At 61.4% G+C, this 19897-nt stretch carries 15 protein-coding genes and 3 pseudogenes; 3 read left to right on the top strand and 15 right to left on the bottom strand.

Features of this window, described 5'->3' with window-relative positions:
- Nucleotides 1-508 precede the first annotated feature (508 nt).
- Nucleotides 509-1345 (bottom strand): glutathione-dependent disulfide-bond oxidoreductase, encoded by an 837-nt coding sequence (gene yghU / locus MJ122_RS05705; RefSeq protein ID WP_239742873.1) that lies wholly within the window; start codon nt 1343-1345, stop codon nt 509-511.
- A gap of 177 nt (nt 1346-1522) precedes the next feature.
- Nucleotides 1523-1651 (bottom strand): hypothetical protein, encoded by a 129-nt coding sequence (locus MJ122_RS30015; RefSeq protein ID WP_275590610.1) that lies wholly within the window; start codon nt 1649-1651, stop codon nt 1523-1525.
- Nucleotides 1652-2125: 474 nt separating this feature from the next.
- Here MJ122_RS30015 and MJ122_RS05710 point away from each other — a divergent pair.
- Nucleotides 2126-2257: pseudogene (locus MJ122_RS05710) on the top strand (hypothetical protein); the annotation flags it as partial.
- A gap of 147 nt (nt 2258-2404) precedes the next feature.
- Here MJ122_RS05710 and MJ122_RS05715 read toward each other — a convergent pair.
- From MJ122_RS05715 to MJ122_RS05770, 12 genes and pseudogenes are all read right to left on the bottom strand, one after another.
- A complete protein-coding gene (locus MJ122_RS05715; protein WP_239742875.1) occupies nt 2405-2848 on the bottom strand; it encodes a hypothetical protein in 444 nt (147 codons plus the stop codon).
- 964 nt (nt 2849-3812) lie between these two features.
- A complete protein-coding gene (locus MJ122_RS05720) occupies nt 3813-4118 on the bottom strand; it encodes a hypothetical protein (protein WP_239742877.1) in 306 nt (101 codons plus the stop codon).
- 458 nt (nt 4119-4576) lie between these two features.
- Nucleotides 4577-5122 (bottom strand): hypothetical protein, encoded by a 546-nt coding sequence (locus tag MJ122_RS05725; protein WP_239742879.1) that lies wholly within the window; start codon nt 5120-5122, stop codon nt 4577-4579.
- A 90-nt stretch (nt 5123-5212) separates the two neighbouring features.
- Nucleotides 5213-7477 carry a M23 family metallopeptidase gene (locus tag MJ122_RS05730; RefSeq protein WP_239742882.1) on the bottom strand — a complete coding sequence of 755 codons (2265 nt, stop codon included), beginning with the start codon at nt 7475-7477 and terminating at the stop codon, nt 5213-5215.
- A gap of 22 nt (nt 7478-7499) precedes the next feature.
- Nucleotides 7500-9869: a type VI secretion system Vgr family protein gene (gene vgrG, locus MJ122_RS05735; RefSeq protein ID WP_239742884.1), complete on the bottom strand. Its 2370-nt coding sequence runs from the start codon at nt 9867-9869 to the stop codon at nt 7500-7502.
- 157 nt (nt 9870-10026) lie between these two features.
- Nucleotides 10027-10302 (bottom strand): annotated as a pseudogene (locus MJ122_RS05740) (helix-turn-helix transcriptional regulator); the annotation flags it as partial.
- 3 nt (nt 10303-10305) lie between these two features.
- Nucleotides 10306-11046, bottom strand: coding sequence for a UTRA domain-containing protein (locus tag MJ122_RS05745; protein ID WP_239742886.1), 741 nt, complete (start codon nt 11044-11046; stop codon nt 10306-10308).
- Nucleotides 11047-11054: 8 nt separating this feature from the next.
- Nucleotides 11055-11642 (bottom strand): nicotinamide riboside transporter PnuC, encoded by a 588-nt coding sequence (gene pnuC, locus MJ122_RS05750; protein WP_239742888.1) that lies wholly within the window; start codon nt 11640-11642, stop codon nt 11055-11057.
- Nucleotides 11643-11654: 12 nt separating this feature from the next.
- On the bottom strand, nt 11655-13826 hold the full coding sequence (locus MJ122_RS05755) for a TonB-dependent siderophore receptor (RefSeq protein WP_239742890.1): 2172 nt from the start codon (nt 13824-13826) through the stop codon (nt 11655-11657).
- Nucleotides 13827-13938: 112 nt separating this feature from the next.
- The gene (locus MJ122_RS05760; protein WP_239742892.1) at nt 13939-14814 is read right to left on the bottom strand and encodes a rhodanese-like domain-containing protein; all 876 of its coding nucleotides are present in this window, start codon (nt 14812-14814) and stop codon (nt 13939-13941) included.
- Nucleotide 14815: 1 nt separating this feature from the next.
- A complete protein-coding gene (locus MJ122_RS05765; protein ID WP_088421026.1) occupies nt 14816-15961 on the bottom strand; it encodes a phosphotransferase in 1146 nt (381 codons plus the stop codon).
- Nucleotides 15958-16878 carry an ABC transporter substrate-binding protein gene (locus MJ122_RS05770; RefSeq protein WP_239742894.1) on the bottom strand — a complete coding sequence of 307 codons (921 nt, stop codon included), beginning with the start codon at nt 16876-16878 and terminating at the stop codon, nt 15958-15960. The genes MJ122_RS05765 and MJ122_RS05770 overlap by 4 nt, the downstream gene beginning before the upstream one ends.
- A gap of 209 nt (nt 16879-17087) precedes the next feature.
- On the opposite strand from MJ122_RS05770, the pseudogene MJ122_RS05775 reads away from it, so the two are divergent.
- Nucleotides 17088-17247 (top strand): annotated as a pseudogene (locus MJ122_RS05775) (class II aldolase/adducin family protein); the annotation flags it as partial.
- Nucleotides 17248-17272: 25 nt separating this feature from the next.
- Here the strand turns inward: MJ122_RS05775 and MJ122_RS05780 are convergent.
- Entirely contained in the window at nt 17273-18742 is a 1470-nt protein-coding gene (locus MJ122_RS05780) for a sensor domain-containing diguanylate cyclase (protein WP_239742896.1), read from the bottom strand.
- A 254-nt stretch (nt 18743-18996) separates the two neighbouring features.
- Between MJ122_RS05780 and MJ122_RS05785 the strand changes: the two genes are divergently transcribed.
- Nucleotides 18997-19884, top strand: coding sequence for a LysR substrate-binding domain-containing protein (locus tag MJ122_RS05785; RefSeq protein WP_239742898.1), 888 nt, complete (start codon nt 18997-18999; stop codon nt 19882-19884).
- Nucleotides 19885-19897 lie beyond the last annotated feature (13 nt).

The raw sequence follows: 19897 nt of genomic DNA on the forward strand, positions 1-19897 counted from the left end.
TGGTTTCCCGCGTCGCTTCGGCGTGCGCGCGAACTTCCTGTTTCGCCCCCTCGGGCGACCTTCTTTGGCAAACGCCCCAAAGAAGGCAAAGGTCTTGCCCCGGACATCCGGTTTTTCGCCTAGGCGAAAAATGCCCTCGTTGAATCGAAGTTTCAGGGGCACGAACTAGGCGTCCCCCCACGAAGGGCCATCCCTGGCCCATCGCCGCTCTCGCGGCATCCATGCCGCTCAACCCCTGAAACTTCAATTCAACGAGGCCTCCTGAACGGGCAGTTCGGAGCGTGCGGATGTTTCTATGGAAACCCTCAAAATCCAGAGCCAAAGCCGGGATTGAAGGCACGCCTTCGCAGGAACAGAAAGTTCGTGCCTGCGTTTTCCCCTCTCCCCAGCCCTCTCCCTTCAGGGAGAGGGCTGGGGAGAGGGCAAGCCTCCGCTGAGGAATACCAAACTACGTAGGAGCGGGCCCTGCCCGCGATCCGCCGGCAGGAACGGCGTCAGGCCGGATGACTCAGCGCGTGAAATCTTCCGCGCTGTGCCGCTCCGGCAACGCATCATCGCCCCAGGTGCGGTTGACCCGACGGCCTCGCTGCACGGCCGGGCGCGCGGCAATTTCGTCGGTCCAGCGGCGCACGTGGGTGTAGCTCTCCACGTCGAGGAACTCGGCCGCCTCGTACACCTGGTTGTTCAGCAGCGCGCCATACCAGGGCCAGATTGCCATGTCGGCGATGCTGTATTCGTCGCCGGCGATGTAGCGGTTCTCGGCCAGCTGGCGGTCGAGCACGTCGAGTTGGCGCTTGACCTCCATCGCGTAGCGGTTGATCGGGTACTCGTACTTCTCCGGCGCGTAGGCGTAGAAGTGGCCGAAGCCGCCGCCGAGGAAGGGCGCGCTGCCCATCTGCCAGAACAGCCAGTTCAGCGTCTCGGTGCGCTGGGCCAGGTCCCTGGGCAGGAAGTGGCCGAATTTTTCCGCGAGGTACACCAGGATCGAGCCCGATTCGAAGATGCGCAGCTCCGGCTCGACGCTGGTGTCCAGCAGGGCGGGGATCTTCGAGTTCGGGTTGATCCCGACGAAGCCGCTGCCGAACTGGTCGCCGTCGCTGATCCTGATCGGCCAGGCGTCGTACTCGGCGCCGGTCACGCCCAGCTCCAGCAGTTCCTCGAGCAGGATGGTGACCTTCACGCCGTTGGGCGTGGCCAGCGAATACAGCTGGAGCGGGTGCTTGCCGCGCGGCAGATCCTTGTCATGGGTCGGGCCGGCGATGGGCCGGTTGATGCTGGCGAAGGTGCCGCCGTTGCTCTTGTCCCAGGTCCAGACGCGGGGGGGAATGTAGGTTTCGTTCGCCATCTCGACTACTCGCTTCCGGGTTGAATGCTCAGGATGCTAACCGTCCTCCTGCGGACGCGTCAGCCGTTTTTTTGGCCGCTATTGCTGGGCGAACAGCGAGGGGCGCTGCTTGCTGATCTTCTCCTTGCCGTGCCCCCGGACCAGCGCGAAATACAACTCGGTGTGCAGCCACTGCGCCTATGCCGCGCGTGTGGGGGCGCCCTGCAGGGTCGAGCTGTTGGGGTTGGTGGTATGGACGGAAGCAGCGGGGGGAGCGCAGCCGAACAGCGACAGGGCGAGGCTGGCGGCGAACAGATGGCGCAGCATCGGACTTCCTTGCGATGGGGAAATTTGAACCAGGTCGCCACTATAGAAGCTCGTCTGTTATTTCCCTAAATATTAAAAGTGCATTTCCATATGCCTGAATTGGCGGGCCAGAAAATGGCGTGAAAGCGCTCTGGGACGTGGCTCGCCGCCGGAAACGAAATTTTGCAAGCGGGTTAGGTTCAATATTCACGACAGTTCTTTCTACACACTGGATGGGATATCCATGTTGCCGGAGCTCACTCCAGGGATTCGCTGGAATTTGTTTCAGCGTCGTGAGTGAAGCTATTGCGAATAACACCGCCATCATCGAACCGCGAATCGCGGGAAGACACGACAGAAACCGCCGTTCCCCCGCCATCTTGTCCCGCCGCCGCGCCTTCCTAGAATCGACCCCATTCGCAGCACTTCATTCCAATCGATTCAGGGAGCTCCACCATGATGAACGCCATGCAGATGCCGATGAACACCGACGCCGTGATGCCGATGATGGGCATGAACATGGACATGCTGAAGAACTGCTGCCAGCTGATGAACAAGATGATGGACTGCGGCATGCCCATGATGATGAGCTGCAACGGCATGCCGATGATGTGCTGCACCTGCTGATCTCGGGGCGCGGAAATGAGAAAGGCCCGGCAGGGGAACCTGCTGGGCCTTTTTTATTCAGGGGAGCTGAAAAAATGTGGACGCACTTTTGCCATAGGTACGGTTGGTGTTGGAGCAGTGGTAGTAAGCAAATGTATTCCCAAGTTTCTATAGTTTTGTGTGGCAGAGCTTTGGGATGTTGTCTTCAAATATGGTGATTACGATTGTCTTTGTTTTTTTGTCTGTTCTGATGTTTATGAATTCGTCTCCACACTTGGACTGTGCTTCAGAGAAGGTTTTGGTTTTTTTGTTGTATAGAAATATCCTGTATATCTTGTGCGTCCCCATTCCATCGTCGGAATGCCATATGGAAAAGTCCAGAGCTTTGTCAAAGTTATAATCAGAAATTTCTATGTTCAATGGTTTTTCAGTGTCGAATTCTATTTTCTTTTCCAGGGCGTTGGCGTTAAGTATCTCAACTTCGTTGTTTTCAATTTTTATTGTGGCTTTGTTTTCGCCTGATGGGAAGAAGTCAATAATTTCTGCTCTTGTGGGGGTGCAAGTAAAAAGGGAAAGAATAGGAATTGCCAATAGGTGGGGTTTTATATTCATTTCGATATCTGCATATTTGTTAATGTGCGAAAGTGGATGGATTTATTTCTCTGCTATTGGTCTGATTGATGAGTCAGGGTGTGAAATAAATATTTTAACTTTCTGTTCTTTTTAATATAAGAGAAGTGGTTCAATTAGCCTCCCCTTGTGGATTGTTTAGAAAGTCTTGAAGTGCTTCGCAATTTTCTTTTCTTGCTAATGTCTGCCTATGATTGTCGCGCCAAACACAGATAGGATTACTGTAGGAGCCTATCATTGTTGTGCAATGGTTAGATGTTCTCGATCTATACACGCATTGTGAGTCAGAGAATACGAGTTCGTAACTGGGTTGGGAAATAGTCAATTGTCGACCATCTATTTTGTATGTTGTCTGAAACAGGGAGCCTCCTACTTGGAATATGTCTCTGAAGGTTCCGCCGCCCACGAAGTCTGCTCTGATTGGGATTGAACCGATGTTTTTCGCGATTGACTTGTCTGATGTTGCCAGGTAGATATCATTCTGCGCATTGATCCCCAGTTCGTCTGTGTCAGGCCCTACAAGGATTATGAGACTGTCATCGTTGATTGGAATATATGCGTAATTAACTTTGCAGTCTTTGTCTCCTGTCTCAAGGAGGTAGGATTTATGTTTTAATATTATAGTTATGTTGTTCTTTGGTTTCGTGTTTTCTTTGCAGATTGGTTGCTCATATGGTTTATCGGCTAGTGCGTTAGTTGCGGAAAGGAGTGTGAAAATAAGGATGGTTTTTGATGGAGTGTGCATGGCTTTGTTTGTGTTAGTGGTTATGGGGTGTTGATATATCTTTTATGATATTTTTAATTTTCAGGGCTTCTCTTTTGGATAATGGAGTGGAAGGGTCTATGTCTATATAGAAGCACGGATTCCTAGAGTTCTTTGGGCATGCTAGGAATTGGTCGGGAGTGGCGCTTCTCTGTCTGTCCCAAAATATTGAGTTGACGTAGGTCATGGTTCCCTGCCAGTTGCTTCCGTGTATTTCTTTTCCCAGTTTACTATTCGATAATATCGGCCGCCGGAGTCTCCTTTTTCTATTTCCAGCTTTGCGCTTGTGGATTCTTCTGTTGTGATTGGAATGGGGTTGTAGCAAGAGATATTTATTCTGGCTAGTATGTTTTTGTCGCCTGCTCCTATTGTTGTTGATATTTTGTTTGTTTGTTTGTTTGTTTGTTTGTTTGTTTGTATTCTGCTGCTTGGCGTTGATTCGATATTTTTAATGTTATTTAATGTTTTTCTCTGATTTTGTAGCCGCAAATAATATTCTTTTCATTTTCAGTGGTGGCCTGTGATTCTCCCCTAATAGGGTTTGACAATAAAAGTGCTGTTATTGTCGTAGCGATATATATTGCTCTCATGGTAGTTTCATGGGTTGGCTGTGTATTTTGTTACTTACCGCTTCCAGCGGTAGCCTGATTCGGTGCTGATTTCGGTGTTTGGGTCTAGCGTGAAAAAATATTTCTCCCCATTCTTGCGTTTAGTGTAGTTGAAATCATAAGCATAATACTTCGGTTTTTATGTCTCCGAGAGTTGTATCGGAAATGCATAGAGGAATTGGCGTGTGTTGTTCGTGTCATGGCTGAGTTGGCAGGTTTTTGATTTAAAGGGGTGGTTTAAAGAGGTTGATTTGTTTTGTAATCTCAAGTGGCTCGGGTATTCATGGTTGGATTGGGAGTGTAAGTCCTTATTTAGGTTGAGTGGGTTTCATGGTGAGGTTATTTCAGGTTGTTTTCAAGGTTATTTATTTCCTGGATGTCCTCTTCATAGAAATCGCTGCATTTTATCAATGCTTTGATTGTCTTCTTTTTTGTATTCAATAACGTTAGACAGACCAAGGTCTGTCCGTTTTCTTCATTTGCGCCTTTATATTCGATTGTTCTCATGTCAATTAGTTTCCAGTCTGGGTGCGCGATTTTTTTTCTCGCTGTTGATGAGGAGGGCGATGAGTTATTAGGTGTTGGTAGATTAAATAGCTCTGTATAGATTTTTGAGGATGATATTCTTCTTGTAATGAAATGCGGTTTGTCACCAACAATTAAAGTTGTTGGGATGTTGTCTAAATTTGTTGCGTATGCGGATTTTTCGACGTTTCGTTGTGCCGTAATTATAGTCATTTCCTCTGTTTTTTTGCACTCCGTTCTGTAGTTTGATGGAAACACTCCTCTCGCATCGCAGTACTGGCTGTCTTGGTCTGCTAGGGCTGGGTTGGATTGAGCTGCGTTCGCCAGAAGTATGAATATAATTCTATTCAGTTTTGTCATTTAGTGTTCTCCAGATTATGGCAAATGCTTGAGTTCTTAAGCTGTTCCCGTGAGGTGTGCCATTTGGATGGCCTAAATTGACAATTGATCCTACTTTTCTGGAAACGTCGGGTGTCGCTCCGATGTCTGCACTTCTGTTGATTTTTTCTCTCCCCCAATAGAATCCGGATGCATCGCATGCATTGTAATCATTAGTGGCAAGAAGGTTTGGGTTCGGGTCTGAGGTGAAGTCTTTACTTCGATATATTGGTATCCTCGATAGTTTCTTCGCCCTGTGATTTGGAGGAAACCCCTTCCGTGGAACCTAGCGCCGTCGCCTACTCGTCCTCCATGCGTTGAGTTTGCAACTCCGTTGTCCATTCCAGCTGCTTTTTGAGATATCTGTCCGGGGCGTGAGTTTATATAGTTTGGTTTGTTTATTGTTGGCTGTGGGTTTGGGCCGGGGTTGGCGAGCTCAATCGGTCTTCTCCCTGATGGGAGATTTCTTTGCAAGGTTAATGCTCGGTCATAATCTTCTCCTGCTTCAGTAGGTGTGATTACCTCGTACATAGTTCTAAAGTAACGTTCATTGCCGATTTCTTCCCGGTATTGCCACCATCCAGTTTCTACTCCTACTTGAGATAGGAAGTGGGAGATTCGGGTTTTTGATGTGTTTATTAGATACTTTGAGAGCATTAGGTTCATTTGAGGTCTTAACTCTTCTGCGCGTTGAATGCCAATGGTTGGTGCTGGCTGAAGAGATATCTTTAATTCATCTTTGGAAAACCATCCACACTTTCGCCATACTAGAACTATTTCTTTCGGTGGAAAGTGCCAATGTTTGTTTTTTATCTCCCCTAAGCCAACCTCCTCCCAAAACGCCAACGCGTGATGGTGTCGCTCAAGTTTCTTGAAATCATCCTCAGACATTGGCCCGTTATCCGCGACCCGCTTCAACCACCCATAGCGAAGCTCAAAATCATTCTTCGACCATTCAGTGGGGAACTTGCAGATCAGGCGTTTGAGCTTGCCCTGGTTCTCAGGCTCTTTCAGTCGGGTCGTGTTCAGCTCCCTCTCGGCCACGTACTGCTCGGACAGCCGCCGCCGGTCGCCCTCATACATGCTCTCGTACTCCGCCGAGGTGGCAATCGTGGCGGCATCGGGTTGGCGCGGTGGCGGGTCGCTCACGTAGCTCGGCGGTTCGAGCAGGCCGCGGATGTAGTCGGATTGGCAATGGCTGTCGGAGTCTTGGTCATCGTCGATCAGGCGCCAGCCCATCCAGTGAGGGAAGTCGGCGTCGCTGAACCGGGTGACGCCGGGGGCGTTGAGGTTGAACCAGGCGCTGGTGGCGGGCGGGTTGGTGCGCTCCGGCAGGCTGATCTTCCGCCAGTGCGCGGCATTGGCCGGTTGCAGGGTGTCCGGCCCCAGTACGCGGCCGAAGCGGAGCAGTTCATAGCCGGCGCTGGGGCAGCCGGGGTAGCGGCGGGTGGCGGTAGTGTAGAGGTTGTATTCGAAGTCGGTGTCTTCCTGCTGGGTGCCGATGAGTTCGCCGCTGGCGAAGTAGGTGGTCAGGGTGCATTGCCCTCGGTCGTAGGCCATGCGTACGAACAGGCCTTCCTTGAGTTTTGCGCCGACCAGGGCGTTGTAGCCTTCGCTGCCGATGAAGCCGTCCACGCTGTTCCAGGCGCCGGTCGGCTGCGGGCAGCGGTAGGTCACTTCGGCCTGGTTGCTGGTTTGCGTGGGAGCAGTTGGCGCTGTGGCGTAACCCAGCGCGGTGGCGGGAATGTAGAAGTACATGTCACCCCAGCAACTGTCGGTGCGGCCATCGTGAGTCTGGTAGTCGAGGTCGCGTTGCTGGCGGCCGGTGAGGTGGGCGATCTGGCTGTCGTCGGCGATGATCTCGAAGTGGATCTTGCCGGTACTGCCGTAGATCTGCCCGGCTTCGCCCATGCTGTCCTTGCGGTAGATGCGCTGCTGGAGCTGCGGATGGGGAATGTTGATTTTCGACAGGTGCATGTAGATCGAATAGAACACCACTTGGCCGCGTTCGCCTTCGCCGATCTCGGTTTCGTGACGCAGGACGATGCAGCCGTTGTCGGTCCAACCGTCGCCGTAGTTAAGAGCATGCGTGGGGTCGTCGGTTTTTTCTGTCGGCGGGCGGAAGTAAGCCAGGGTCCCATCTGCGATAGCTCTGACGGGCAACACGCGGCCATTTTCCTGGGGGGCGCGCAAGTGCACGCCGCCATGCCAGTTGAGATCGAAGCTCAGCGGGTAGGCACCATCGCCGACCGCGCCGCCAGGCATGGCGCGTTCGACGAAGGCTTCGTCGGTTTCTCCCGCTATCGGGGCGGGAAGGAAGGGAGGGCTGATGATCATCGAAAGGGTCCTTGCACTTCGCTTACAGGGAGAGGCGGTAGTCGCTTTGCGACTTGGCTTCGTCGTTCAGGTCGCGGGGTAGCCAGGGGACGTCCGGATGCAGCTTGGCCGGCCCGCGCATGTCGAAGTGCGCCGACTTGATCAGGTGGTCACCCTGGGTGCCGGACTCTATGCCGCAGTTGTCCATCGTTATGTAGGTGCCGCCGGCGTTGAGGATGATCCTCTTCTTGGCGGTGAAATGGATTTCGTCTTCCGTGCTGACGATGTCCATCCCCATGCGGGAGAGGATTTCCATCCGGTCGTTCTGCGCCTGGATGCTCACCGGGCCCTGGTTGGCGAAGAGCTTCATGCCCAGCTTGCGCGCAAAGACGCTGATGTTCTGGCCGACGGCGGCGGTGAAGCGCTTGACCACACTGACGTCCATGTTGCCGCCAGCGGTGGCGAGCAGGTTCTGCGCGGCGGCGATCTGCAGGTGCTGGCCGCTGGTGAGGGCGATGCCGTCCGGGGCGCTGGCGAGGATGCCGGGTTGCTGCAGCAGGTCGAGGGCGCCCTTGAGTTGTTCGGGGGCATACAGGTCCGGCGCTTCGACGATGGCCAGGGCGGCATCGCGGGCCATGTTGCGCAGTTGTTCGAAGGACTCCTGCAATTCCCGCAGGGCAGCCTGCATGTCCAGGGTCTGGCCCTGGGCGCCGGGCTGGGCGTCGGCGCTGATGAACAGGCCCTTGCCGGCACGCACGGCGCCGTGGCCGTCGGTGCGCAGCTCAAAGCCTTCGCCGCGTTTCTGTTTCTGCGCGTCCACCAGGTGCCCGAGGTTGAGCTGGCTCTTGCCGCTGTGCTCGGTGCTGAGCTTGATATGCTCCTTGCCCCGCGAGTCCTCCATGCGCAATTTGTTGTTGGCCGGCGTGCGCAGGACGTTGCGTTTGTAGTTCTGCAGGGTGACGAGGTCGGGATGCCGCGAGTCGTGCATGGCGTGGGCGATGTAGGGCCGGTCGGGGTCGCCGTTTTCGAATTCGACGCGGATTTCTGTGCCTTGGATCAGCGGAAAATGCAGGCCATAGGTATCCCCGGCATAGGGGCGCGCCAGGCGCAACCACAGGGATTCACGCCCGGCCGGCCAATGGTCGCGGTCGAACAGAAAATGGCATTTGTAGCGGCCTTCCTTGTCGATGTGGCCGTAGAGATCGTTCGGCTCGGGGCTGGTGACACGCGCCGGGAGGCTGCCGGCGATGACGGGTTTGGCCGGTACGTCGGGGCGGAAGCAGACCTGCTCGTGATAAGGGATGGCCTCGAACTGCACCTCGAAACTGCGATCGCGGGCGGCACTGCAGTTCAGGCGGACGACCACCGCGCCCTGCAAGTAGGCCGCGTCGACGTCATCGAGTTTCAGCACCTGGCCGGGGAGCAGGACGGGGCTGCTGGTGCTGCCGGTCAGCCGCGTGCGCGCGTTGAGGTAGCGCTCGTGGGCGAGGCGCGCGTAGAAGTAACCGCTCTCGCTCTCCAGGTCTTCGTCCTGGGCGTAGGCGTCGCCGAGGGTCTGGTGCGGCTCGCCGTAGTGGTAGGCCTCGCCATAGGTGGTTTGCGGCGACTTGAGCAGGTCGACCTGTGCATCCAGCGACGCGCCGGCATCGCGGTAGTGATAGGCCCGGTTGCTGACTTGCTGCGGTACCCGTTCGTAGCGGCTCTGTAGGCCCCAGACGGCATCCTGCCCGCTGGACTCCAGCGATGACAGCGGACGCAACGGCAGGGACGGCGCGGGCAGGTAATGGCGTTGGTCGTCATGGAACTCCACCGTCTCGATGCGCAGCTCCGGGTTCATCGAGAAGCGATACCAGATGCCTACTTCGGCAGTGAGGCGCTGGATGAAGGCGAGATCGTCCTCGCCGTACTGCATCACCTGTTCGCGCTGCGGGTACTCGCGGGTCAGCTGGAAGAGGAAATCCTGCCCGGCGAAGTCATTGCGCCGCAGCACCTGCTCGACGATCTCCGGCACGCTCTGGTTCTGGTAGATGCGGTACTGGCGGGCGAGCCCCAGCAGCTTCAGGCGCGGCACGAAGGTCACTTCGTAGCGCGACTCATCCCGCGAGACGGCCAGCAGGGCGAAGCGAGTGATGGTGCCGTACAGGGTGCGCAGCGGCGGGGCAATCGGTGGCGTGTAGCCGGGGATGCCGAGTTGCTCGGGCGGGGCGCGCAGGCTGAAGCTGGCGTCCTTGAGCAGGAAGGTATCGGCAGGCAGATCGAGGTGAGTGCTGGTGAATTCGATGCGGTAGGCGAAGGGCTGGCTGAGGGCTTCTTCACCCTCGAAGGCGAGCACGTCGAGCGGGGCTTCAACGCCCCGGATTTTCAGGGTATGGCGGCTGTGATCGAAGAACCGGTGAGCGGCGTTGATGAGCATGGCGGGCGTCCGTTCCAGGGGAACGACGATCCCACCAGTTGGGCAGCAGCCTTGTCATTCAGACCTGTCCGGAAACTCCGTCCGACCCTTCGTTAGGTACGACGGACTCAACCTCAGTCCAACTCCTCAGCAAGTCGTCACCCGATACGCCACCGCCTTGCTGTCCGGGTGCGTGGCCGTTGGAGTGTTCGCTGGTCAGGCCCTTGAGGCGCAGTTCGTAGAGTTCCACCTGGCGCGAGACGTCGAAGGGGAACAGCGCGCGGCTGACGAAGGCGGCGACCGAGACCTTCAGGCCCTGGGCGATCTTGCATAGCACCTTGATCGACGGGACGCTGCGCCCGGATTCGATCTGCGCGAGCATGGTACAGCTCATGCCGCAGAGCCGGGCGAGGCCGTCGAGGGAGAGGTCGCGCTTGGCGCGCAATCGGGTCATTACTCATTCATGAAGCCGCGACGGGAAATCCGCCTGCACGGCCACCGACACGGCGTCCGGCCGCCAGAATTCCTGGTCGAACTCCACCAGCAGGCCGTCCTCGGCGTAGTTCAAGCGCTCCAGCACCAGGTTGCTGGCGCCCGAGGCCAGTTGCAGCAGCTCGGCCTGGTCGTCGTTGACGGTGCCCAGGCGCAGGTTCAGCGTGCAGCGCGTCTGCACCTTGCCGAAGCGCTCGCGCAACACGGTGGTCAGCGAGCGGTCCAGGCGCGCGTCGAGCAGGTCAGGGCACCAGCTGGCGAGCAGGGTATTGATCTCCACCAGCACCGGGCGGCCGTCGATCAGCCGGCGGCGGTGCAGGCGGAACACCGGTTCGTCCGGCGAGGGCAGGCCCATGCGCGCGGCCAGCCAGGCGCCGGCACGGCGGCGTTCGGCGCTCAGGCATTCGGTGAGCGGCTCGCGGCCCTGCCGGCGCACGTAGTCCATGAAACTGACCAGGCGCGTCGGGTCGTAGTCGATGCGCGGCGGGCTGAGGTACCAGCCGCGACGGTTCTCGCGATAGATCAGGCCTTCGGTTTCCAGTTGCTGCAGGGCCTGGCGCAGGGTCACGCGGGTGCAGTCGAATCGCTCGGCGAGGTCGCGCTCGGGGGGCAGTTTCTGCCCGGCGAGGAAGCGCCCCTGGGCGATGTCCGCGGCCAGCTGGTCGCGGATACGCGCGTAGTGTGGCGGGATGGCCTGGTAAAGCATGGCAATCCTCAGGAATGGCCGGCGGCGAGGGCTGGCGGTTGCTCGTGCAGCTCGCGCTGCCAGGCCAGCAGGCCGTAGATCGCCAGCACCACGAAGCCGGCGTAGAGCCCGGCGGTGAGGTACAGCGCCTTGTAGAGGAAGACCCCGGTGTAAACGACGTCGAGGATGATCCACAGCCACCAGCTGGCGACGTACTTGCGCGCCGCCCAGAAGCTCGCCACCAGGCTGAAGGCGGTCAGCGCCGCGTCCAGCCAGGGCAGGGCGGCGTCGGTGTGGGTATGCATTGCCCAGCCCAGCGCGAAGGCGCCGACAGCGCCGGCCAGGCAGCTGGTGACGGCGGTGGTGAGGGGCAGGCGTTCGATGCGCACCTTGCCGTGGTCGCTGCCGCCCTGGCTCCACTGCCACCAGCCGTAGAACTGCAGCACCACGAAGACCAGCTGCAGGAGCATGTCGGAGTAAAGCTTCACGCTGAAGAAGATCCACGCGTAGAGCAGCACGGCCACCACGTTCACCGGCCAGCACCAGCGGATGCGCCGGGCGGTGAGCCAGACGCCGAGCACGTTGACGATCACCGCGATGATTTCCAGAGCAGACATCTTGCGCTTACCTCAGAAGTTGACGCTCGCCGTCAGGCGAGCCGTGCGCGGCGCACCCTGGAACAGGTAGCCGTCGCCGAAATATTCACCGACATCGCGCCAGTAGCGCTTGTCGAACAGGTTGTCGACGCTCAGCCGCAGCACTGTCGGGTAGTCGCCGATGCGCGTGCTGAAGCGCGCCCCGGCGTCATAGACGGTGTAGCCGCCGACTTCGACGGCACCATCGCGGTCGGCGTACTTGGCGCCGCTGTAGCGCGCCGCGCCGAGCAGGGAAAGTCCCGGCACGCCGGCCAGTGCATAGTCCGCTTGAAGACTGGCGCGCAGGCGCGGGACGTTGATCGCCTGGTGGCCTTCGTAGTCGTCGGTACCGCTGTTCACCACGCGCGAGCGGATCGCCGCGACGCTGCCGCTCAGTTGCAGGGCGGAGGTTACCCGGCCACTGGCGGACAACTCCAGCCCGCTGTTCTTCTGCTGGCCCTGCTGCACGTAGGTGAAGGTGCCGTCGCCGTTGGGCCGGGCGAACTGGTAGGCCTGGTGGATCTGGAACAGCGCGGCGCTCCAGTCGAAGCCGACCAACTCCTGCTTGATGCCGAACTCGACCTGGCGCGAGGAGGTGGGCGCCAGGGTATCGCCGGCATTGCTGGCAAACCACGGCGCTTCGCCGCCCAGGGACAGGCCCTTGCTGTAGCTGCCGTAGATCGAGATATCCGCGCGTGGCTTGAAGATCACCGCGCCATTGGGCAGGAACTCCGAGCGGCGGGTATGCCGGGTGGTGTCGCCTTCGCTGTCGAAGGTGCGTTCGTCGAGGCGGACCTGGCGACCACCCAGCACGACCTGCCACTGGTCATTCAGTGAGACACGGTCGCTGGCGAACAGGCCGTACTGGCGGCTGTCGAGGTGGCGGTAGCTGTGGCCGGGCTCGCCGTCGAAAGGCTCCACCGCGCCGATGCCGGTGTAGATGTTGCCAGTGCCGACCCATTCGTTGAGTTCCGGGCGGCTGTCCAGCACGCGGCGGAAGGCCGAGGTGCCGACCGTCAGCTCGTGGCGCAGCCAGCCGGTGGCGAACTGGCCGTGCAGGGCGGCTTCCAGTTCGTCGTTGCGGCGGGTGTCGTCCGGGCTGCGGAAGTCGTAGAGGTCGTAGTCGCCTTCCGGGCTGAAGTAGTTGGGTACTGCCGAGTCGGCGCAACTGGCGGCGCCGTAGCAGCCCCAGGGGAAGGCGCTGTAGTCGTCGATCACCACCTTGCTGCGCGAGGCGCTGAGGGTGCCGGTCCAGGCGTCGTCGAAGCGGTATTCGAAGCGCGTGTTGAGGTTCAGCGACTCGATGCGCACCGGGTCGGCCCAGCTCTGGTAGCCGAGGCGGTCGTGCGGGTCGATGCCGTGGGGCAGCTGCGTGCCGCCGAGCAACTGGTAGCCGGGCGCCGAGGGCTGGCGGCGGTTCTGGTATTCGGCGTCGAACTGCCAGAGGGCGTTGGCCGAGAGGTTCCAGTCCAGCGCCAGGGAGGCGAAGTCGCGCTGGCCGTCGGTGTGGTCGATGTACGAACGCAGGTCGTCGTGGGCGAGGTTCACGCGCACGCCGACGGTCTGCTCGCTGCCCAGCCAGGCGCCGACGTCGGTAGCGATATAGCGGCCGCCTTCATCGTCGGTACCGAGGGTCACCGAGCGCACGTCCTGGGGACGCTTGGTGACGTAGTTGATCACCCCGCCGGGTTCGGAGACGCCGCTCTGCAGGCCCGACAGCCCCTTGAGCACCTCGACCTGCTCCTTGTTCTCCAGCGCCACGTTCTGCTCGCCGGTAATGGTGCGGCCGTTGATCTTGTAGCTGCTGGCGGCGTTGAGCGAGTAGCCGCGGATCTCGAAGTTCTCGTAGTAGCCCACCGGTGCGTAGGCCTCGCCGGTGGAGGCGTCGTTCTTCAGCACGTCGCTGAGCAGGCGCGCCTGCTGGTCCTTGAGCAGGGCCTGGTTGAACACCGAGATGGACGCCGGCGTGTCCAGCAGCGGGGCTTCGCCGAAGCCGCCGACCGAGGCGCGATTGCTGGCGTAGCTCTCGGTGTCGTGGCCGACTACCGTGATGGTATCCAGGGTCGTAACGTCTTCGGCGTGGCCGGGACCGCTGGCCAGCAGCACGGCCAGGGTCAGCAGGCTGAGGGGAAATCTCGTGCGCGCGGGGCGCGACAGGTACTGCATGAAACGCTCCTGAATAGTGCCGGGGCGTGCGCCGGGAATGCACGGGGCCTAGCCCCTCCCGCGCGAAACGGTTGGCCTTGGATGTGAAACGGGATGGCCCGTGGAAGGGCTGTCAGGCCGGAGCTGCTCCGGTGGTCAATGGCAGCGAGGGCTCTGCGGCCCACTCCTGCAGCGAGCCGTCGTAGATCGCGACCCGCGTTTCCCCGGCCAGTGTCAGCGCCAGGGCGAGGGCGGCGGCGGAGATGCCGCCACCGCAGTACAGCAACAATGGCGGCTCGGCCTGGCACAGCCCGGCAAGGGCTTCCCCCAGCGCCGCGCCGCGCCGGTAGCAGCCGTCGTCGTCGAACAGGCTGCGCGCCGGCAGGTTGCGGCTGCCGGGGATGTGCCCTCGGCGGGCATAACGGCTGACCGCGCTGCCGTCGAACAGGGCGGCGGACAGGGCGCAGACCAGCGTGCCGTCAGCTTTGCCGGCCACGACTTGCTCGACGTCGCGGCGGTCGATCCAGAAGCCCTCCCGGTAGTTTGCCGGGGTCGACAAGGTGCCGCTTTCCGCCTCGGTGGATTCGCCTTGCTGCAGCGCAAAGCCGGCGGCGATCCATGCCCGCAGGCCACCATCCAGCACGGCCGCGTCGATGCCCAGGCTGCGCAACATCCACCACAGGCGCGCCGCCCAGAAGCCGTCGCTGCGGTCGTAGATCACGATCAGCGAATCGTCGTGAAGGCCCAGTTTGCGCAGGGCGTCCTGCGCCCGTTGCGGATCAGGCAGGGCGAAACTGAAGGACGCTTGCGGGTCGGCCAGGTCGCTGAGCAGATCGGCATGCCGCGCGCCGCGAATGTGCCCGGCGAGCCAGCCGGCGTGGCCGCTCTCGACACGGTAATCGCCGTCGAACTCCGGTGCCGCAAGTTCGACGCTGGCGTCCAGCAGGCACAGGCGCGGATCGTCCAGCGTGGCGGCGAGTTCCTTGGCGCTGATCAGAATGTCGCTCATTTCAATCCACCTTCGCGGCCAGTTGGCGGATATGGTCCAGCAGGCGCTGGCCTTCGCGGTCGAGGAACCAGCGCGTGTGGCCGATCAGGTAGTTGTCGTAGGCCAGCGAGGCGCTTTCGGCCGAGCCGAGGATGCCGTGGAAGTAGATGACCTCGGACAGCGCGAAATCCGCATGCACCAGCGGCAGCAGCGCCGCCAGGGCGAGCAGGTCGTCGCGGCTCAGCGGGCGCACGCTGGCATAGCCTTGCAGCAGGGCGTCCAGTGCATCCAGGTCGGCGACGGCGGCGCGGCCCTGGTCCAATTCCAGCCAGGGCACCAGGTTGCGTTCGATGGCGGTGGCCAGGTCGAACAGCGCGAAGCTGCGATCGCTCAGGCCGAAGTCCAGCACCGAGGCCACTTGCGCCTGCGGGCCGTCCTCGCTCCACAGCAGGTTCGAGGCGTGCCAGTCGTTGTGGGTCCACAGCGATGGCTGGCGCTGCAGGTAGGGCAGCAGTTCGCGTTGCAGCGGCAGGTGCAGCTCGCTGAGGGTTTCCTTCCATGGGCGTGCCTGCAGGTACTCGGCAAGGGCGGGCGCCTGCTTGAAAGTCGCCTCGATGGCGGCCAGCGGGTCCGGCGCGCCGAACAGTTTGAGGTTGCTCAGCAGCACGCCGGCAGTGCGCGAGGGGGCGTCGAAACCTTCGGCGGCGCGGTGCAGTTTCGCCAGCGCGGCGCCGGCAGCGAAGGCGTGGGCGTTGTGCTGGAACGGCGTCCAGGACAGCGCGTCGCGGTACAGGTCCAGGCCTTGGGCTTTCTCGTGGACTTCATAGGTCCAGCCGTCGCGTTCGATAGCGCTGCGCCCCTGGCGATCACGCAGTACCTGCGCCACTGGCGCACCGCGCCGGGCCAGGTGATCGAGGAAGGCATGCTCCTCCGCCAGCCATGCCGCCGTGCGCACGCGGGGCGAGTGGCGTTTGACGAACAGCGTGCCGCTGGCGGACTCCACCAGCGCGGCGGCGGAGAAGGGCCGGGGGCTGTGCCAGGTCAGGCGTGCCTCGTCGCCGGCGGCCGGAAAGTCGGCGAGCAGCGCGCGGACTTCCGCGGCGGTCAGCACCGGCCAGTCGGGCTCCACCGGGTCCAGGCCCATGCCGTGGCTCAGGCGTTTGGTCATGCTGGGTTCTCCACTTGCCAGGCATTGCTGGTCGCGCCGCGCCAGACCTCCGGGTCGCGCAGCACGCCGTATTCGTGCAGCCACTGGGCGTAGGGCTGCAGCAGTTCCTCGCGCTGCTCGCCCCAGCGGCCCTGGTGCAACCAGCTGGGCGCGATGCGCCGCAGGGATTCTGCCAGCATCGGCTGGGGAAAGTAGGGAATTGTGCGTTCGTAGACCGGCAGCGCGGCTTCCGGATCGGCCGCTGCCGCGAGGAATCCGCGCGCCGTGACCGCGAGGAAACGCCGTGCGATCTCGGCGTTGGCGTCGAGCCAGTCCTCCCGCGCGCCGAGCAGATAGCTGTGGTAGGGCGGGGCGCCGATTTCGTCCACCGGCAGCACCACGCGGCGCTCCTCGGCGATGGGGCTGGGCAGCAGGGCCTCCCAGGCCCAGTAGCCGCCGAAGCTGGCGTCGGCGAGACCGGCGGCCAGGTCCTCGGGGCGCAGCTCGCGGAAGCCTGCGTCGACCAACTCCACCGCATCCGGGTCGCCGCCATCGCGGGACACCAGGTGCCGCACCATGGCCAGGCCGCGCGGCGTGGGGTTCAGCGCCAGGCGTTTGCCCTGCAGGTCACGGGGGCGGCGGATGCCGCTGTCCGTCAGGGTCTGGATCGACTCCAGGCCGCGATGGTTGATCGCCGCCACGCCCAGCAGCGGCTGGCCCAGCTCGCGGCGCACCAGCAGGCGGTTGCTGGGGAATACGCCGAAAGTGGCGGCACCGCGCGCCAGGTGTTCCAGGGTGTCGCCGTGGTAGGGGTCGTGTACCACCAGTTCCACGTCCAGCCCTGCCTCGCGGTACCAGCCGCGTTCACGGGCGAGATAGAAACCGGCCGAATTGGGCCAGGGATGGAAGTATTCGAGCATGACCCGCAAGGCAAACATGGAAGCTTTCTCCGATACGGCCAACGGCCGGCTACTGCGATGGGCGTATTGAAGAGGAGGCTATTTGGTATATACCAATATGAATTTTACTGGTTTTTATAATTTAAAAGAATAACAGGGGCTGGTCGTTGCCAGCAAATAGAACCGCGACAGAAGTTCGGCAACTCGCTCTGGCGCGGGCGTCGCGGGTCATGACCTCATGTGATCGTGACCAGGACGTCGCCCGCCTGGCCGCCCGGGTGCAGCCCCGGCTGGAGGCCCGGACTGCCCCGGCTTCCTGATTCGCGGCCATGGCCTCTACACCTGGGAGCGCGCATGAGCGATGCGTTGCGCCAGGTAGAGGCGTTCGAGTTTCTCTTCGAGTGCGAACCGAGAAGGTGCGGAGCCTGCGCGGCTAGGAGGCCTCGACTTCGGCGCAGTGGAAGGCGACCACCCGGTTGCGTCCGCCGTTCTTGGCCTGGTACAGCGCACTGTCGGCGGATTGCAGCAGCTCGGCCCAACTGGACGGCTTGCAGCGTGAGGTGCTGGCTACGCCGATGCTCAGGGTGAGCATGCCCAGCGGGCCGTGCTCGTGGGGTACCGCGAGCGCCTGCAGGCTGGCGCGTATCTGCTCGGCCAGCTCCAGGGCTTCCGCTTCGCCGCTGTCGCCCAGCAGCACGACGAATTCCTCGCCGCCAAAGCGCGCCGCGCAATCGGCTGGCCGCCGCGACCATTGGGCGATCACGCCGGCAACCGTCCTCAGCGCAACGTCGCCGGCCGGGTGGCCATAGTGGTCGTTGTAGGCCTTGAACTTGTCGATATCCATCAGCATGACCGACAGCGACGCGCCGCTGCGCTGGTAGCGCGACCATTCATGGTCGGCGCGCAGGTCGAAGGCGCGGCGGTTGTTCAGGCCGGTCAGCGGGTCGGTGCTGGCGGCCAGGCGCAGCTCGGCTTCCTGGCGATCGCGCTCGCGTATCTGGCGCAGGGCGATCATTGCCAGACCCATCACCGTGCCGACCAGGGACATACCCAGCAGGCCGATCAGGCCGGCGCGCCAATACCAGTCTTCGTAGATCTCGTCGGAGGGCAGGGCGACGCTGAATACCAGCGGGTAGCCCTCGACCGGGCGGAAGTCGTGCCAGCGCTCCAGGCCGTCGCTGTTGGTGTCGAAGAAGTTCTCCGCGTCGTTGCTGCGGTAGTGCTCGAAGGATTCGTTCAGCGTCTCCACCGGCACCGAGTCGGGCCAGTGCGCCAACAGTGTGCCGTCGCGCATGTGCAGGCTGACGGTGCCTCTATCGCCCAGGTTGAGGCCGCTGAACAACTCGTTGAAGTAGGCCAGTTCCAGGTTCGCGCCGACTATCCCGGAGAAGCTGCCGTCCTCGCGCTCCAGCCGGCGGCTGATGGCGATACTGTTGCGGGCGTCGCTGGAGTAAGGGATGTAGGGGTGGCTGAGATAGGGCGCATCCGTCCGCGAAATGCGCAGCGCCTGGAAGTACTCGCGACCGGAGAGGTCCATGCGCGTGGGGATTTCCTTGCCGAAGCTGTAGGTGGCGATGCCGTCGGCGTTGGTCAGGAATACCGAGCCCATCCCGCGGGTGGGGGCGGTGTAGGCCCGAAGCAGCAGGTTGCGGGTTTCCGTGGACAGGCCACGTATCTCCGGCTGGGTGTGAGCGCGGGCTATGGCCTGCAACGTCATGTCGTAGAGGTCGAGGTTGCGCTGGATGTCGCGCTGCACCAGCAGGGCGATGTTGTGGCCGTTGGCGCTGGCGACTTCCAGGGCGTCGTGGCGCATTTCCAGAATGGCAGAGAATGACAGCGCGCCGATGGCGGCGGTCAGACCCAGGCTGGCAAGAAGGACGGTGCTCGAATGGCGGATCGGCATGCCGGTATCCATACAAGGCCACAATGGGGGCGGCGGCATATCAGTACGCGCCTCAAGGCATATAGCAGCTAATGGACGGGTTGTCCGGTATTCCACGGCCTGCTCCCAGGGACTGGTCGGGGGGCGTCACGTGTCGATGAGCGGCCCTGCTACAGACCGGTGGTTTGAAGCACGGGGCTCGTTATCGCCTTGCGCTCTGCGCGGCGCCTCGGTCAGCATGCCGGCCGCCACTTTGCTGAAAAGAACCGCCGACCATGCGCCGCCTGCCTTCGCTCACCGCCTTGCGCACCTTCGAATCCGCCGCCCGCCATGCGCACTTTGGCCGCGCTGCTGCCGAGCTGTGCGTGACCGACAGTGCGGTCAGCCACCAGATACGCCAGTTGGAAGAACAACTGGGGGCAACGCTGTTCGAGCGCCAGGGCCGCCAGGTGCAGCCTACTGCCCAGGCGCGGAAACTGCTGCGCAGCCTGCAACAGGCGTTCGAGCTGATCGGTTCGGCGTGCGACGAGTTGCGCGACCCCGGTTCCCAGGCGCAACTGCATATCGCGGTGACGGTGGAGCTGGCGCAGAAGTGGATGGTGGGCCGGCTGGCCGACTTCGCCGAGCGTCATCCGGAGATCGTCCTGCACCTGCATGAACAGCCGCTGGAGGCAGCGGGGCCGGCGGCGGATATCGATCTGGCGATCACCTACGGCACCGGGCCGGCGGACGCCAGCACCTATTTCGTGCGGCCGTTGCCGACCCTGCAGTTCTTCCCGGTGTGCAGCCCCGGCCTGTTCAACCAGTCGCCGCTCAAGCACCCGCGCGACCTGGCGCGCCATTGCCTGCTGCACGACGACCAGGACGGCAAGTCCTGGACCGCCTGGCTGACCACCCACGCCGGCGACATCCGCCCCAGCCGCCATGTCTATCTCGGCCACGCCGGACTGACCATGGAGGCAGCCGTGCGCGGGCAGGGCGTAGCCATTGGCGACAACCTGACGAGCGCCGAAGACCTGGCCAGCGGGCGGCTGGTACGGCCCTTCGCGGCGCAGATCACTTCCCTGGGGCAGTACGCGCTGGTGTGCGAACGGTTGCGCCTGGAAAAACCGGCGGTCAGCGGTTTCATCGAATGGTTCACCGACCAGTTGAGCGAGACCTGACCTTGGCCTATGT

The organism is Pseudomonas sp. DP-17 (assembly GCF_022380625.1).
GTDB lineage: Bacteria > Pseudomonadota > Gammaproteobacteria > Pseudomonadales > Pseudomonadaceae > Pseudomonas > Pseudomonas nitroreducens_A.